The organism is Rhizobium sp. L9 (assembly GCF_002531885.1).
Taxonomy (GTDB): Bacteria; Pseudomonadota; Alphaproteobacteria; order Rhizobiales; family Rhizobiaceae; genus Rhizobium.
Genome location: NZ_NWSZ01000019.1, coordinates 73,698 through 89,760, shown reverse-complemented (window position 1 = coordinate 89,760; position 16,063 = coordinate 73,698). Strand labels below are relative to the sequence as shown.

Sequence of the window (16,063 nt, the reverse complement as noted above, 5' to 3'; positions counted from 1 at the left end):
TTTCAGCGCGCTGCCCGGCGCAAACGGCCCGCGCCGCTCCGCCGGGCAGGTCTGCCCGCGCCTACTTGACCGGTGTCACATCTGTCTTCACCCATTTCTCCGAGATACGCTTGATGGTGTCGTCGGCGATCGCCTCGTCTATTGCGGTATTCAGCATCTCCTTGAGCTTCGTATCTTCCTTGCGCAGGCCAGCGCCTGTTCCCAGTCCGAACATGCCTCCTACAAAGCCGGGTCCGGCCAAGGTGTAATCGGCAAATTCGGGCTTCGAGAGTGTCGCGGTGAGCGCCGTCTGCTGCGCAAAAATAGCGTCGATCCGCCCCGCGGCCAGGTCGAGGTCATGTTGCTCGGTCGTCTTGTATTCACGGATTTCCACGGTGTCGCCGAAATATTTCTTTACGAACTCCCCCATCATAGTGGCCGACTGTACGCCGACCACCTTACCCTTCAGCAGGGGCTTCAGCTTCTCGATCGCGGCCATGGATGCGGCCTCGTCGTCCAGATTGAACTTTTCCTCGGAAAGGCCGAGCTTGCCGAGCTCGCTGTCCTTGGCAACCGCGAACCCACCCGGGTCAACCGCGTAGGGCTGGGTGAAGTCTATGGTCTCGAGCCGTTTTGGCGTGATGAACATGCCCGCCATGATCACATCGAACTTGCCGACCTTGAGCGACGGAATAAGCCCGTCCCAGTTCTGCGCGATGATCGTGCATGTGATCTTCATGCGCGCGCAGAGATCATTGGCCAGTTCGATTTCGAGCCCGTCCAGTTTGCCGTCGGCATTGGTGAAGTTCCAGGGCGCATAGGCACCCTCGGTCGCGATGGTTATCGCCTTTGGAGCGTCCTGGGCGAGGGCTGTCTGGCCAAAGCCGAGCATGCCAAGTACAGCCGCGACCGCGGCCAGCTGATGAATTTTCATGTCAGTTCCCCTTTTTAACTCTTATCTAGCTGTTCCCGTCGCCCACACCCGATCTGACGCCGGTCTAGGGCATTCTCTCCGGTCGGCGTTGATCACCGGCTTGGAGTTACGAACTCGGCCAGCATTGGTGCCGTGCCGAGAATATGATCCCGCATCACCTGTTCGGCGTGGCGCTCGTCGCCGGAACGCAAAGCCGCAATCAGTGCGGCATGCTCTTCCCGGGCGGAAAGCGGCTTTTCGACATAATCGAACCAGATGCGCATGTAGGGTTCGATCACCGCGTGCAGCGCCGAGATCTGGTGGATGAGCTTGGGCCTGTGGCTCAGCGCGCATATCCTCCCGTGAAATTCCTGGTGCCGGACCACCCAATCATTGCTTCCGCTCTGGCCAGCGCGCTCCATGCGGTCAAGCAGGCGTTCCAAGTCATCGAGTTCGTCGTCGTCGATCCGCGGCATCGACAACCTGACGGCAAGCCCCTCCAGCACGGATCGCATTTCGAAAATCTCGTAGAGTTCATCAACCGTGAGCCCGGCGACGATGCAGCCGCGGTTGGGACGCAGAACCACCAACCCGTCGGACGCAAGGCGCCGGAACGCCTCCCGCACCGGCATCCGGCTCATGCCGATCTCGGCTGCGATGTCCTCAGGAATCAAGCGTTCGCCCGGTTTGTAGCGTCCGAGCCGAAGGGCCTGCTGGATATGTCGATACGCTTCTCCCTCTGCCGTCGAGCTATGCTGTCCAAATGAAGCAATGGAGGAAGACATCGAAGGATCACTCCGGATTTTTGTATCCAATGATACAATCATGAGCCTTCCTCTTCGTCAAGCTTCCTGACCGGCTTCGGTCTCGACCTGTATCGTTGGCTCAGCTGCGTAGGTGAGCCGCCCCCCACAGATCGTGTAGCGCGGCGCGACTTTGACCATTTCGTCGGGCGCGATGGCTTGAAGATCGTGATCCCAGATGACAAGGTCGGCGACGAAGCCCGGTTTCAGCTGGCCCTTCCAGGATTCGGCAAATTCGGCATAGGCACCCCGGACAGTATAGGCGTCCAGCGCCTCCATAAGAGTCTGCCGATTGTCCGGCTGATCGTCGGTCCAGGACTTACGCGTCATGGCCGAATGAATTGACAGCATCGGCGACACTGGGGAAACCGGCCAATCTGTCGAGAAGATCAGGTCGATGCCGGCGTCGCGAATGGCGCGCCAGGCGTACGAGCGCGCCCAGTTCTCTCGGCCTATCCGCGACAGCGTCGGCTCGAGCGGCAGGCCCATCTGGCCAGGGGGGACGGTGGGTTGCATGGAGGCGACGATCTTCATCTTCGCCATGCGGGTAAGATCATCGGCGCGCACCACTTCGATGTGTTCGATCCGGTGGCGGCTGTCGCGTTCGCCGTTGCTGGCTTCGGCGGCCGCGTATCCGTCGATCACATTGGCGACGGCGCCGTCACCGATGGCGTGGACGGCGATCTGCAGCCCGCGCCTGTCCGCCTCCATGCAGACGCGGTCGAAAGTCGCCTGGTCGAAGCGCGGCTCGCCCTTCCAGCCGGGCCGGTCGGCATAATCGTCGTACATGACGGCCGTGTGGGAATCGAGAACGCCGTCCATGAACATCTTGACGGTGCCGGAATTCAGCCATTCGCCATTGAAGTCGGCCTGCATCTGTGCGGCCTTGTCCATCTGCGTGACGATGTCGCCGCCGGTATAATGAAAGGGAATACGTCCCCGGCAGATCAGCCCGCCCTCGGCCTGGATTTCCGACAGAAGCTCCAGTTGGTAGCGATTGCCGTCCATGTTCTGGAAACTCGTGATGCCGTGGGCGGCTAGATGCTGAAGGCCGCGCTTTATGAGGGCACGGTCATAGGCGCGGTCGGCAGCGCTGGGTGCCGGATCCGGTTCGCCGCCGGTACTGAGGCCAAGAAGATCGCGGCCGCCGTTTGCCCCAAGGGCGATGACATCGTCGAAGGCGTAGTGCTCCCGCAGTTCGCCGGTCGCGAGGCCGTCCTCGCCCATCACGATCTCGTTGCCCGGCGGGAGGGTGCGGCCCTCCAGGATGCCTGCCTTTGTCAGCGCGATCGTGTTCGCCCAGATGGTGTGATGGTCCGGCGACATGACGGCCAGTGGCCGGTCTGCCAGAATCGAGTCGAGAACGTGGCGATCCACACCGCGGTTGTCGGCGAGAATAGTGTAGTCGCACCCGTTGGCGAGCAGCAGGCGCTCGGACGGCTTCGATGCTGCGTAAGCCAATATCGAAGCCTTCATGGCGTCATATCCCTTGACGTTGAACAGCGAGAGCTGGTCGAGTTCGCTCGATCCGCCGAACAGGTGGATATGGCTTTCGTTCATGCCGGGCGTGATCGTGGTACCGCCTGCATCGATCACATGCGTTGCTGAGGTGCGATAGGCGGAAATCTCGCTTTCGCTGCCGACGGCCAGAATGCGGCCACGGGCGATCGCAATCGCTTCTGCCTCCGGTTGCTCCGGGTTCATGGAGAGAACGCGGCCATTGGTGATAATCATCTCTGCTGAAGTGGTCATGATCTAACCTCAAGGGGTACGCAAAAGATTGACGCTTTCTGATCCCAAGCCCACGCTCAAGCTGCGCGGGTAATGTGCTTCACGCCGCGATAGGCCGCTAACCCCCAGGGGCCGAGTTCACGACCGATGCCGCTCGCCTTGAAGCCACCCCACGCCGTGTTGGGGAAGATCATCTGGGGCGTGTTTACCCAGACATGACCGGCGTCGAGGCGGCGTGCCACGTCGGCAGCCGCGTCGCCGTCAGTTCCGACGACGGTGGCAGCCAATCCGAACTCGGTATCGTTGGCGAGCGTGACTGCCTCGTCGGTGTTGGTGAAACTACGGATCGCGAGGACAGGCCCGAAAATCTCTTCTCTCCACATCGGATGATCAGTGGGTACGTTGCGGTAGATGGAGGGCTCGACGAAGAAACCCTGCCGATCATGCACGGGGTTGCCGCCGGCGACGCAATCCAGCCCGTCGGCGCGCGCCTTCTCCAGAAATGCCTTCACCTTGGCAAACTGTTCAGCGGTCGTTAGCGGTCCAATTTGCGCACCCGGATCTTCGTGACCCGCCACCAGAAGCTGGTTGGCCTTGGCAACAAGGGCCTCCGTGAAGTCGTCGGCGATCGTGTCAGCCACGAGGAGACGGGAGGTTGCCGAGCACATCTGGCCGCAATTGAAGAAAATCCCCGCAGCAGCAATCTCAACCGCCTGGGAAATATCCGCATCACCGAGGACAACGATGGGGGATTTTCCACCAAGTTCGAGCGACACGGGAACAACGCGCTGAGCGGCTGCCGTCATGACCCGACTGCCGGTCGCGTTCGACCCGGTGAAGGAAATCTTCCGGATGCGTCGATCGGCGCACAATGCTGCGCCGATATCGCCGCCGCCGGGCACGATGTTCAACACACCGACCGGAAGGCCGACCTGCGCTGCCAGATCGCCATAGATCAATTCCGCCAGCGTTGTGAATTCCGAAGGCTTCAGGACGGCGGTGCAACCTGCCGCCAGCGCCGGCGCCAGCTTCCACGCTGTCGTTACCATCGGGAAGTTCCAGGCGACGATCAGGCTGACCGGCCCGATCGGCTCGAAGTGGGTGGCGCCCGTTAACGCACCGTCTGCCAACTCCACGGGCTGGCCCTGCTGGGCGTCCAGATGTTCGGCGAGGCCGGCATAGTATTCAAATGTCGCGGTCGCATCGTCGACATCGATTTCAGCCTCGTATCGCGGCTTTCCGTTGTTGAGTATCTGCAGGGCGACAAGGTGGGACTTCCGTTCCTTCAGCCCCTTGGCGATCGCACGCAGAAAGCCGGACCGCTCGCGACCGCTCGTCCGCCTCCAGTCCTCGAAGGCCCGCGCAGCCGCCTCGCTCGCCTCCGCCACCTGCTCAACGGAGGCCGGCATGAAGCTCGCGAAGGTTTCGCCGGTGGATGGATCGACGGATAGAATGGACGCTGCACCATGCCCGGCATGCCAGCGGCCATCGATGAACACGCTTTCCGGACGGTCAAGAAGAGGAGAGGGGATGCACAGATTGAGCGGAAGGGAGAATGTCGTCATTACAGCGGGAACCCCATTTTATGGACCATGTTTATCCAGTGTTTGCGCCATCCGCCCTTCTGGTCGACCTCGTCGAGTGCATACATAGTCAGTTTCGCGCCGATCCAGCGGAAGGGTTCTGGGGGGATCCAGTTCGGTAAAGTCCGGGCGAAATCGAGGTCTAGATCAGGACCCGATTTCCCATCCAGAATGTCAAGTCCGATGGACGCGCCAAAGCGCGTTGCCGTGACGCCATAACCGGAATAGCCCCCTGCATAGATAGCTTTGCCCCCGTAATACCGCTGAAAATGCACGGCAAGGCGCATGGTGAGGTCGATCGGACCAGACCAGGCATGGGTGAACTTGATATCTGCGAGTTGGGGGAAAGTGGTAAAGAAGTTGCCGGCGAGCCGGTCATAGGTCTCGATCTTGCGATCGTCCGCTGGGTCGGGGTTGTTATTGAAGAAGTAGCCCACACGACCGCCGAAGATAATCCGGTTGTCGCGCGTCAGCCGCATATAATTCAGCTGCGTTCGAGTGTCGTAGACGCCCTGGCGATTCTTCCAGCCAAGCCTCGAGAGTTGCTCTTCTGTCAGCGGCTCGGTCGCCAGAACGCGGTCTCGTGCCGACACGATGCGCGTCTTGATGTTCTTGTGGCCTGCATTCCAGGCGTTGGTAGCAAAGAGGACCTTCGGAGATTTGACCTGGCCGTCATGCGTGACGATGGTCAACATTGTGCCATTGTCTTCCACAACGGTCATCGGAGTATGCTCATAGATGCGCACGCCCAGATTAAGCGCCGTTCGCTTCAGCCCCCAGGCTAGCTTCACCGGATGCACGATTCCGCTGCGCTCTCTCGACCACATGGCGCCTTCGAACAGCGGCGAAGCGAGTTCCGCTCGCGTTTCCTCGCGATCCATCAGAACCACGTCGTGGCCGTAACGCTTGGCGAGATCGAACTCTTCGCGCAATTTACTCATACCCGAGGGGCCTACGGCCACCGTCATCTCGCCCGACCATTCCAAATCCGCATCGATCGCATGATCCTGGATCGTCTTGGTCCAGCCATCGAGGTTGTCCTTGCCAAGTCGCTCGAGCGCTGGCAGATCTTCGGGAAAGATGCGGTTTGCGTTGGAGAGTCCATGCATCACCGAGGTGGAAACGATACCACCCGGTCTCCCGGAAGCACCGTGGCCGACCTTGCCGGCCTCAATAATGATGATATCCCGGCTCGGATTCGCCTGTTTGGCCAGAATGGCGGCCCAGAGTCCGGTGAAGCCGCCGCCGACAATGGCAAGGTCCGCATCGGTACGCCCCACGAGGTGTCTTTCGCTATCGGGAGCGAGCGGGTTGTCGAGCCAGAAGGGATAGAGCGTCGCATCGGACAATGCCTTGGGAATTGCAGTCATTTTGTGTGTGCTCCCAGCAATTTCGGGAGGTCCCCAAAACGCGCGACCAGCGAGAAGATGACGATGGTCAGGATGACGAAGAAGATCGAGGCGGAAGCCATAACGGGCGTGTAGCCGTAGCGGAGCGAGTTGAAGATCCGCATCGGCAATGTCTCCAGAACGGCACCGACCGTCATGTAGGCAATCAGATATTCGTTCAGGGAGACGACAAAGGCGAAGGCGAAGCCGGAGATCACGTAGGGCCGAACCAGGGGAAAGACGACGGTGCGCAGAATTACGCGGTTGTCGGCACCCATGGTCGCGGCGGCTTCCGGCAGGCTTGCGTCGAGGGTGCTGAAACCAAGCGTCAGGGAGACGAGCGGCAGGGACACGAGAAAGATGCCGTGACTGACGATGACGGTAAAATATTGCCCATAGAAGCCGGTTTGCGTCCAGAAGGACAGGAAGCCAAGCGCCGTGATCACCGGCGGCAGAAGAAAGGGAGCGAGGCCGATCGTGGTGACGACCTTTACCCAGCCCAGCCGGTAGCGCCAGTTGAACCAGGCGATCGGGAAGGCGATCGCGACCGCGAAGGCTGCGGAGAATAGCGCGATCATCGCGCTGTTGAGCACGGCGCCTGACCAGTCGGCCGAACGAAAGAGATCTCCATACCAGTCAAGATTGAACCCCTGCGGCGGAAAGGTCAGCGACTTCTTCTCGTTGACGGAGACGCCGAACACGACGAGCAGCGGCGCTGCCAGTATGATGCCGAGCAGGCTGAAGGCAATGCGGCGAAGGGAGACCTGGCTTATCATGCGCGCTCCTTGCGACCGAATTGCACGACGGTGATCACGATCAGAAACGTCACGATCACCAGGAACACTGCAAGCGCTGCGGCGAAGGGGATGTTCGACTGCACAAGCGCCTGGTCGCTGATGGCGACCGACAAGGTCCAGTGCTGGGGACGGCCCAGGATCTGGGGCATCAGATAGGTGCCGAGCGTGAAGACGAGCAGCATCAGAAAGGTCGTGACGATCGTGTTGCGCTGCATGGGCAGCACGACGCCGAAGAAGGTCCGGAGTGGCGACATGCCGAGCGTTCGTGCGGCTTCCTCGATATGCGGATCGACTCGCGACAGGATCGGGTAGAGCACGAGAACGGCATAGGGGAAAGCGGTGTAGACGACACCAGCCACGAGCGCCGCGAGGCCAGGCGTATAGGAAGCCGGCCTATCGATGAATCCGATGAAGACGAGAAAATTGCTGATCCCGGCCGTGCGCGACAAAAGTGTCGACCAGGCAAAACCGACAATCGATTCCGACAGCGACAGGATGGAGAGCAGAAAGATCAGCCAACCGATCTGCGTCGTCCGCGGCGCATGGACCAGAAGGTAGGAGAAGGGAAAGGCGATCACGATCGCGATGGCGGCGACAGCGAAGGCCAGGCCGAAGGTCGCAACGAGCAACCCCACGAAAAAAGGGCTGACCAGGCGCCGGTAGTTCGCAAGCGTGAACGTGGTTTCAGAGGCCCCAAAACCTGAATTCTCATGGAACGACGTCAGGACCATGGTGCCGAAAGGCACCACAAAGAACACGACCAAAAGCACTGCGGGTACGATGATCGGTAGATAACCTGCAATTGTCCTCGGACTTGAAGCGTTCATCGGATCACCTCAGAACAACGCAGGTCGCGCCGTTGACACGAACGTGGACGGGCCGACCCACTGTCAGACCGCTCTCGTGCCGAGAGGGGAGGGCGACAACAACGTCCTTTTCCATGCCCTCGACGGCAACATTGACCTCGATCCCGGACCCTAGGTGGCGCGCGAAGGCAATATGGCCGAAGAAGCTGCTGTCGTTGGCCTCGTCGTGAAGTTCCAGATCTTCTGGGCGGACAGAGAAGGTGAAGGCGCCCGACGCCGGCGCATCGCTGACGGTGACGGTGCCGCCGGGGACGCTGACCCGCCCGGGCGAGACGACACGGCCCTCGATCAGGTTTGCCGCACCGATGAAATCGGCAACGAAGGCGTTGGCCGGGTTGCGGTATATCTCCAGCGGCGGGGCGACCTGCTGGATTACGCCGCCGGACATCAACACCACCAGGTCGGCGGTCGTCATCGCCTCCTTCTGGTCATGCGTGACGAGAAAGGTCGTGATGCCGAGTTCCTGCTGCAGGCGCTTCAACTCGACCTGCATCGCCTCGCGCAGCTTCGCATCGAGCGCTGACATGGGCTCGTCGAGGAGGAACAGTTTCGGTTTGAGTGCCAGGGCGCGGGCGATTGCTACACGCTGGCGCTGGCCACCCGAAAGCTGCGTGATGGACCGGTCCGCCACGCCCGGCAGGTGAACGAGCGAGAGAAGCCTTTCCACCTCCATTTTCTGCACGCGCTTCGACGCGCCGCGGATGCGCAGGGCGAAGGCTATGTTCTCACCGACCGAGAGATGCGGGAAAAGCGCAAGCGACTGAAACACCATGCCGAAATTGCGCATATGGGCAGGCTCGTTGGTAATGTCGCGCCCGTCGAGAAGGATCTGTCCCCCCGAGGCATCCTCGAGGCCCGCGATTATCCGCAGCAACGTGGATTTGCCGCAACCGGACGGCCCCAGAAGGCATAGAAATTTCCCGTTCTCCACATCGAGGGAAATGTTGCTCAAAGCGTTGATGGGGCCATAGGCCTTGTTGATTTCGCGGATAGCCAGTCCGGACATATCTTCCTCCGGCAGGGCACGCTGAAAGCGCCACCTGCTTTACGATTGCTCGCGGCCAAAACGCAGCGCGGCGGTCAGCCCTGCTGCATCTCTGTCCAGACCTGATTGATGAATTCCGTCTTCAGCGCCTGCATCTCGTAATGCGGCCTTACCGGATCGATATCGGAGGAGACGGAATCGAATTCCTCGTCCGTTAGATCCATCGTTGACCGCTCGACGACCGGCGCGCTGCCGAGTTTACGGGCAAGCTTCGCCTGGGTCGAGGGCTGCGACATGTAGTCCATGTAGACATAGGCGAGATCGAGCGAGGAAGCCGCAGCCTTCGTCACTGCCCACGTGCCGTAGTCATAGATGCCGCCTTCGATGGGCATTGTGGACCGAACGTGGAAGCCGTCCCGCACCGCCAATCTCGTCACATCGTGGAAATACTGGCCCATGGGGATTTCGCCTGATTTGAGCGCCTGTTCGAACTGCGCTTCGTCCCGGTACCAGAGACGCACATTCGGCTTCAGCTCGCCGACCTTGGCTGCCGCCTCGCGGATGCCGTCATCGGTGTCGAGATGCTTGATGCCGCCGAAATAGACCTTGGCCGCGACTTCAAGGAGATATGAGTTGCCGACATTGGCGAGAAGACCAAGGCAGTCCTTATATTTTGGGTCCCAAATGTCCTTCCAGGAGGTTGGGGCTTGCGGATAGACATCTGTGTTGGAAACCAGCGTGACATACCAGCTCGTGGCGCCGATCGCGACGATCTCGCCGTTGCCATTCTCGCGCACCAGTTCCGGCTTGATGTATTTGATGCTGGGGATCTTCTTCGGGTCAAGCGGCGCCCAGAGTCCGGAATTCGAACCGCGGATGACGGGAACGCCCGCCATCATCGAGATGTCGACCGGCGACTTGCCGGCCTTGGCGGCCTGCTCCAGCTGGATCAGCCAGACCTCGCCCGTCGGCTCGCCCACACTCTCGACCTCGATACCGGTGGCGGCAGTGAAGTCCGGAAAAATTTCGGCGTCAAACGTGTCTTTGAAGTAGCCGCCATAAAGACCCACGCGCAGCTTTTTCTCCTGCGCCCGTGCGATATTCGGAAACCCGCTGACGATAGGTGCCAGAGCGAGCCCCGACAGCCCCTTCAGCATGCTGCGACGTCCCAAGGACGTGTTTGATGTGCTTTCAATCGGCATGACGTTCCCCTGCATTTTTGGATTTATCGAGGGAATGTCACCGATCGACTCGCGCAAATACATGACAATTTCCGCGCGGTCACTTCGGGAAAACCCGAACTATTTCGGGGTGAAGGTCCACTATGGTCAGTCGTGTCATGAGGAGAATTTTTCAATGGTGGACCAGGCGCATCTCGACGCACTTCGAGCCAAATATGGCAACGCCTCTGGCGGCGATATTTTCGAACCGCATTTTCGGGAGGTTGCACAATCGCAATTCAAGGGCGGCGACAAGCGCAAGTGGCCATTCGCCGGCATTCCGACGCTTCTCGACGCGCCCGGTTTGCCGGAGGCTCAAGACGACGAGCATTTCGGCGGACTGGATATCGCGCTGGTCGGTGTACCCATGGATCTCGGAGTGACCAACCGCAATGGCAGCCGTTTCGGCCCGCGCGCCTTGCGCACCATCGAACGTATCGGCCCTTACGACCATGTCCTGCGTACGTCGCCGATGAGCAAGGCGAAGATCGCTGATATCGGCGATGTCCCGATGTGCAGTCGCTTCGATCTTGCCCAGTGCCACCTCGATATCGAGACATTCTACCGCAGGCTTGCCGGTGCAGGCGTGCGGCCTCTCAGCGTAGGCGGCGACCATTCCATCACGTCGTCGATCCTCAAAGCGCTTGGTGAAAAGGAGCCGGTGGGTCTCATTCACATCGACGCCCATTGCGATACGGCAGGTCCTTATGAGGGAACGAAATTCCAGCACGGTGGGCCGTTCCGCCTGGCGGTGCTTGATGGAGTCCTTGACCCGCGCCGCACGATCCAGATCGGGATCCGCGGCCCCGCCGAATATCTGTGGGAATTTTCTTATGAGAGCGGCATGACGGTGGTGCACGCCGAAGAGGTGGGCGAGGCCAGTCTGCCCCGTCTGATCGAACGGGCGCGCGAAGTCGTCGGCGACGGCCCGACTTATGTCTCCTTCGACATCGATAGCGTGGACCCGGGCTTTGCGCCGGGCACGGGAACGCCGGAAGTGGGCGGCCTCCATCCGCGGGAGGTCCTGCAGATCCTGCGCGGGCTGAACGGCTTGAACATCATCGGCGGAGATGTGGTCGAAGTCGCCCCACAATATGATGCGACGACCAACACGGCGCAGATCGCCGCGCAGGTTCTGCACACGATCCTCTGTCTGATGGTCAACAGCGGTCAGGTCGGTGGAGCCTAGAGGCGCGGACGCACATGCATCACGGCAGGCCGGGGGTTTGCGCTTCCGTGCGTTTGGTGCAATCTGTCGTCATGAAGATATCCGGTTCCGACCTTCACTTGTTTCGTGTGTTCGAAAGTGTCGTGCGCAATGGCGGTATCTCTGCGGCCCAGATGGAGCTCTCACTCAGCCAGCCGACAATCTCCAATCATCTGACCGCGCTTGAGCAACGCCTGGGAGTGAAGTTATGCGAGCGGGGACGCCGCGGGTTCTCCCTGACGGACGACGGACGGCGGGTTTATGACATCAGCGTGGAATTGGGAGAGATGCTGGACGCCAGTTCGGCGCGTTTGTCTTGCCTGCGGAGCGCTCTCGCAGGAAAGGTGAGCCTCGGCATCGTGGACTGCCTGGCGACGGACCCACGTCTGCATATCTCCGGTGCGATCGCCGAACTCTCGAGAACTGCGCCTGAAATCGAACTGAACCTCAAAATCATGCGGCCGAACGACATCACGAGAGCGGTCGCCGCAAACGAGCTCGACGTGGGCATCGGCGGTTCCGACATCAAGGTGTCGGGTCTTTCTTACCGGACCCTGTACCGCGAGGAGCACGCGGTTTTCTGCGGATCGGGCCATCCGCTGTTCGATGCGACGCACGACGCGATCACAAGTGCGGATTGCTACAAATATCCTTGGGTCCACCGCGGCTACTGGAACGGCGTCGCGAGCCAACGCCTCCACAATTCCATCCTGAACCGCATGGCCTTCGACATCGAAGCGGAGATGTTGATGGTGTTGTCGGGGGCCTATCTGGGCGTTCTGCCGGTCCACTATGCGAGCCTGTTCGAGCTGCAGGGGCGCGTCCGCCGGCTGCCCATGCCAGACGAGGACTATTTCGCCGACATCGACCTCGCCATACGGGCGAGCGAGCAGGCTGCCAATGTCAGTTTTGTCGCCGAGGCGATCGTCAGGGCGCACGGCTTACATTTGTAAACGTCAATGTATCGGTTCATTGAACGTTATTTTTAGCGGCTCTGCCGCCGATCTAGTCTGGCGCCCGGGCGGATGGAGGCTCTGGCGAGACGCAGTCTTCCCCGGATACTCTGCTCTGCTCTCCGGCGGGGCGTGCCGACGACGAGTGGGGACGGCAGATGCAAAAATGCGAAAGTAACATCCGCAATCTGATTTCGGTCGACAATGCCGACATCCGTCTCATCCGGATCTTCATCCGGGTCGTGGAAGCCGGGGGCCTCTCGGCGGCACAGGCCGATCTCAACCTCTCCCTGTCCACCATATCGGGAAAGATAACGGCGTTGGAGGAGAGGCTCGGCGTCACGCTCTGCAAGCGGGGTCGCGGCGGTTTCGAACTTACCGAAAGCGGCCGTTTGATCTTCGACGAATGCCAGCGGCTCTTCGGTTCGCTCGACCAATTCAGCCGCAAGGTGTCCGGCTTGCGCTCCAATCTCAGTGGCAATCTTGCCATCGGCCTGGTCGACAACACGATAACCGATCCGGTATCGCCCCTCGTGCGGACCATCGCAAAGCTCGCCGAAATCGCGCCGGCTCTCCACCTGTCCATTGAGATGAAATCGCCGGGTGAATTGCTGCGCGAAGCCGTATCGCGAAAGCTCGATCTTGTCGTCGGCAGCTTCCCGCGTATGGCACTGGGCCTGGCCTACATCGACCTCTACGACGAGACGCAGAATTTCTACTGCGGTGAGGGTCACCCGCTGTTTTCCATGCCTGACGAGAAAATCGGCATTGACGAAGCGCGAACGCACCGGATCATCGGGCGCAACTATTGGGCTGCCCGCGACATCAAGATTTTCGCAATCAGCAGTCCGCACGCGACAGTATCCAGCATGGAGGCTGAAGCCCTCCTGATCCTCTCCGGCTGCTATCTCGGCTATCTTCCCGAACATTATGCCGCGCAGTTCGTGCGCGCGGGACGGATGAGGCTGATCCGGCCGAACCTATTTTCCTACAAGGCCAAGTTCCAGGTCGCGACGCTGGAGGACTGGAAAAGCCGTCCGCCCCTTCGGGCCTTTGTGGATGTCATCAAGAGCACGGTGAATGCCGCAGCGATGCGAGCCGCTTAGCACCAGTTTAAACGACGGCAATCGCGGTTTCTGGCGGGAAATTCTTGAAGAGAAGGAGACCAATCGAACGGCTGGGCCAGCAGCACCTGGGCAGCACCGCTCTGCTGACGAGTCTAACGCCCGACGGGCGCGAGGCCGGCAGCACACGCGTAGGCAAGGAGCGATGCCGACTAAAAGCTGTCGAGTTGCGGAGTTTAGTTGACGACGCGTAGCCCTTCACTTCGGGAAATCACGAACAAAATCCTCAGGCCGTTACCGTAGATAGTTCAGTGTTGTTCATCGGGCAAATCGCAGTTTGCTTGATGACATTCTCTTCGGGAGGAAATCTTGATGGCAAGATCGCTGCGTCGGACTTTAAATCGGCTTGTCGCCGCAGGGTCCATGTTCATTCTGTCGGCGGCAGGCGCTCATGCGGCACAGCTGTTCATATTCAATTTCTCGGACTATTTCGCGCCGGACACCATCTCCAAGTTCATCGAGAAGACCGGCATCGATGCGCGGGTTGATTTCTTCGATTCCCTCGAAGTCCTGGAAACACGCCTGCTGGCAGGCGGCAGTGGGTTCGACGTCGTTTTTCCCAGCGCAACGGTCGGTGAGCGCCTGATCGCCTCCGGCGCGTTGCAGCCGATCGACAAGAGCAAGCTGAAGAATTACGGCAACCTCAATCCCGAACTCCTGAAGATGCTTGGCGAGCATGATAGCGGGAACGCCTATCTCGTTCCCTACATGTGGCTGACCACTGGGATCGCTTATAATCGCGCCATGATCGACGCGAGGCTTCCCGATGCGCCCGTGAACAGCCTCGCCATGGTGTTCGACCCAAAGATTGCGGCAAAGTTTGCCGACTGTGGCATCGGTATCGTGGATGCGCCGAACGAAATTATCCCGATGGCGCTCAACTATCTCGGCCTCGACCCCTATTCCGCGAAGGAGGAGGACCTGCAGAAGGCACAGGACCTGCTGATGGCCCTTCGGCCGAATGTGCGGCACATGCAAAGCGGCAAGCTGATCGCGGACATGGCCTCTGGACAGCTCTGCCTAGCCGTCATGTGGAGTGGCGACACGGGGATTGCGGCTGCGCGGGCGCAGGAGGCGAAGACGGGTCAGGATGTCCGCTATTCCCTCCCGAAGGAGGGCACAATCGTCTCCTTCGATACGCTGGCGATCCCCGCCGGTGCGGCGAATGTCGAACAGGCGCTCCAATTCATCGACTACATCCTCGATCCCCAGGTAATTGCCGATATCAGCAACGCAGTCTTCCTTGCTAATGCGAATGCCAAAGCCACGCCGCTGGTGAGCTCTCAGATCACCAGCGACCCCAACATATACCCGTCTGACGACGTCAGGGCGAAGCTCTTCGCCGACCGGTCCCTGCCGGCCCGCCAGAATAGAGAGCGGACCCGGGTTTGGACCACCTTCCGCGCCGGCAACTGAGCGCGCTATCGTTGAGAGCGGTGGATATGCAGCAGTCTTATTTGACGGTCGACGGTCTGAGCAAGACCTATGGAAGCTTTGTTGCTATCAACGGCGTGTCGCTGGATGTCGGCAAAGGCGAATTCTTCTCGCTTCTCGGACCTTCTGGCTGCGGGAAATCAACCCTGCTGCGCATGATTGCGGGCTTTGAGGCGCCGACCTCGGGTCGTGTGCTGCTGGACCAGTCCGATGTTACCATGGTGCCTGCTGAGAAGCGTCCGACCAACATGATGTTCCAGTCCTACGCGCTCTTTCCACATCTCGACGTCGCGAAAAACATCGCTTTCGGCCTCGTGCAGGAGCGGCTGCCTAGAGCCGAGATTGAGCGCCGCTTGGCCGATGTCGCCCACAAACTGCAGCTGAAGGTCTTGCTGGACCGGAAGCCCTCGCAGCTGTCGGGCGGCCAGCGGCAACGCGTGGCCTTGGCTCGAGCGCTGGTCAAGCGCCCGAAGATACTGCTGCTCGACGAGCCGCTGGGAGCGCTCGACAAGAATCTGAGAACCGAGACCCAGGACGAGCTCGTTCGCCTGCAGAAGGATTTAGGCCTCACCTTCGTCATCGTGACGCATGACCAGCACGAGGCCATGACAGTATCATCACGCATCGCCATCATGCAGTCGGGCCGGGTGCTTCAGGTCGGCTCACCTGAAACGGTGTATGAGGCCCCCATTTCCCGCTATGTCGCGAAGTTTCTTGGGGAGGCCAACATCTTCGAGGTGGCGACTGCCAAGCCAGAAGGCGCGCAGGCGCGGCTCACCCTGTCTGGCTTCGACGGCCAGTTCGGGGCCAGGCTGCCGGCCGGCGTTTCGCCGGATGGTCCGTTCTGGCTATCGGTGCGGCCGGAACGCGTCGAGCTTGGTCGCGGCGGGCCGGGCCTTCCAGGTGTGATCGAAGACATTACATACACCGGCGTACAGCGGCGCTACCGTGTGCGCCTAGCAACGAACGCGACGCTCGACGCCCTCAAGGTCAATTTGGGCAGCGACGACGATCTCACCGTCGGGGTTTCCGTCGTCGCAAGGTGGGCGGATGACGCCGCTCACCTGCTCGGGGAGTGAG

At 60.4% G+C, this 16,063-nt stretch carries 14 protein-coding genes; 5 read left to right on the top strand and 9 right to left on the bottom strand.

Annotated elements, in window-relative coordinates; all coding sequences use genetic code 11:
- Positions 1 to 61: 61 nt before the first annotated feature.
- From CO660_RS19845 to CO660_RS19805, 9 genes are all read right to left on the bottom strand, one after another.
- Complete coding sequence (locus CO660_RS19845; RefSeq protein ID WP_097600173.1) at positions 62 to 913, bottom strand: transporter substrate-binding domain-containing protein; 852 nt, start codon at positions 911 to 913, stop codon at positions 62 to 64.
- 92 nt (positions 914 to 1,005) lie between these two features.
- Positions 1,006 to 1,677, bottom strand: a complete 672-nt coding sequence (locus tag CO660_RS19840) for a GntR family transcriptional regulator (RefSeq protein ID WP_097600172.1) — start codon at positions 1,675 to 1,677, stop codon at positions 1,006 to 1,008.
- A 57-nt stretch (positions 1,678 to 1,734) separates the two neighbouring features.
- A complete protein-coding gene (locus CO660_RS19835) occupies positions 1,735 to 3,447 on the bottom strand; it encodes an amidohydrolase (protein WP_097600171.1) in 1,713 nt (570 codons plus the stop codon).
- A gap of 56 nt (positions 3,448 to 3,503) precedes the next feature.
- Complete coding sequence (locus tag CO660_RS19830) at positions 3,504 to 4,991, bottom strand: aldehyde dehydrogenase family protein (RefSeq protein ID WP_097600170.1); 1,488 nt, start codon at positions 4,989 to 4,991, stop codon at positions 3,504 to 3,506.
- Positions 4,991 to 6,379: an FAD-dependent oxidoreductase gene (locus CO660_RS19825; protein ID WP_097600169.1), complete on the bottom strand. Its 1,389-nt coding sequence runs from the start codon at positions 6,377 to 6,379 to the stop codon at positions 4,991 to 4,993. Before CO660_RS19825 ends, CO660_RS19830 begins: the two co-directional genes overlap by 1 nt.
- Positions 6,376 to 7,173, bottom strand: coding sequence for an ABC transporter permease (locus CO660_RS19820; protein WP_097600168.1), 798 nt, complete (start codon positions 7,171 to 7,173; stop codon positions 6,376 to 6,378). The genes CO660_RS19825 and CO660_RS19820 overlap by 4 nt, the downstream gene beginning before the upstream one ends.
- Positions 7,170 to 8,021, bottom strand: coding sequence for an ABC transporter permease (locus CO660_RS19815; RefSeq protein ID WP_097600167.1), 852 nt, complete (start codon positions 8,019 to 8,021; stop codon positions 7,170 to 7,172). The genes CO660_RS19820 and CO660_RS19815 overlap by 4 nt, the downstream gene beginning before the upstream one ends.
- A 4-nt stretch (positions 8,022 to 8,025) precedes the next feature.
- Positions 8,026 to 9,066 (bottom strand): ABC transporter ATP-binding protein, encoded by a 1,041-nt coding sequence (locus CO660_RS19810; protein WP_097600166.1) that lies wholly within the window; start codon positions 9,064 to 9,066, stop codon positions 8,026 to 8,028.
- 74 nt (positions 9,067 to 9,140) lie between these two features.
- Entirely contained in the window at positions 9,141 to 10,247 is a 1,107-nt protein-coding gene (locus CO660_RS19805; RefSeq protein WP_097600256.1) for an extracellular solute-binding protein, read from the bottom strand.
- A 154-nt stretch (positions 10,248 to 10,401) separates the two neighbouring features.
- Between CO660_RS19805 and speB the strand changes: the two genes are divergently transcribed.
- The 5 genes from speB (at position 10,402) to CO660_RS19780 (ending at position 16,062) form a co-directional block, all read left to right on the top strand.
- The gene (gene speB, locus CO660_RS19800) at positions 10,402 to 11,454 is read left to right on the top strand and encodes an agmatinase (RefSeq protein ID WP_097600165.1); all 1,053 of its coding nucleotides are present in this window, start codon (positions 10,402 to 10,404) and stop codon (positions 11,452 to 11,454) included.
- A 71-nt stretch (positions 11,455 to 11,525) separates the two neighbouring features.
- Positions 11,526 to 12,425 carry a LysR family transcriptional regulator gene (locus CO660_RS19795; protein ID WP_176536327.1) on the top strand — a complete coding sequence of 300 codons (900 nt, stop codon included), beginning with the start codon at positions 11,526 to 11,528 and terminating at the stop codon, positions 12,423 to 12,425.
- Between the two features lie 158 nt (positions 12,426 to 12,583).
- The gene (locus tag CO660_RS19790; RefSeq protein WP_210421952.1) at positions 12,584 to 13,531 is read left to right on the top strand and encodes a LysR family transcriptional regulator; all 948 of its coding nucleotides are present in this window, start codon (positions 12,584 to 12,586) and stop codon (positions 13,529 to 13,531) included.
- A gap of 330 nt (positions 13,532 to 13,861) precedes the next feature.
- Positions 13,862 to 14,965, top strand: a complete 1,104-nt coding sequence (locus CO660_RS19785) for a polyamine ABC transporter substrate-binding protein (protein ID WP_210421951.1) — start codon at positions 13,862 to 13,864, stop codon at positions 14,963 to 14,965.
- A gap of 26 nt (positions 14,966 to 14,991) precedes the next feature.
- Positions 14,992 to 16,062, top strand: coding sequence for an ABC transporter ATP-binding protein (locus tag CO660_RS19780; protein WP_097600162.1), 1,071 nt, complete (start codon positions 14,992 to 14,994; stop codon positions 16,060 to 16,062).
- Position 16,063: the final 1 nt, after the last annotated feature.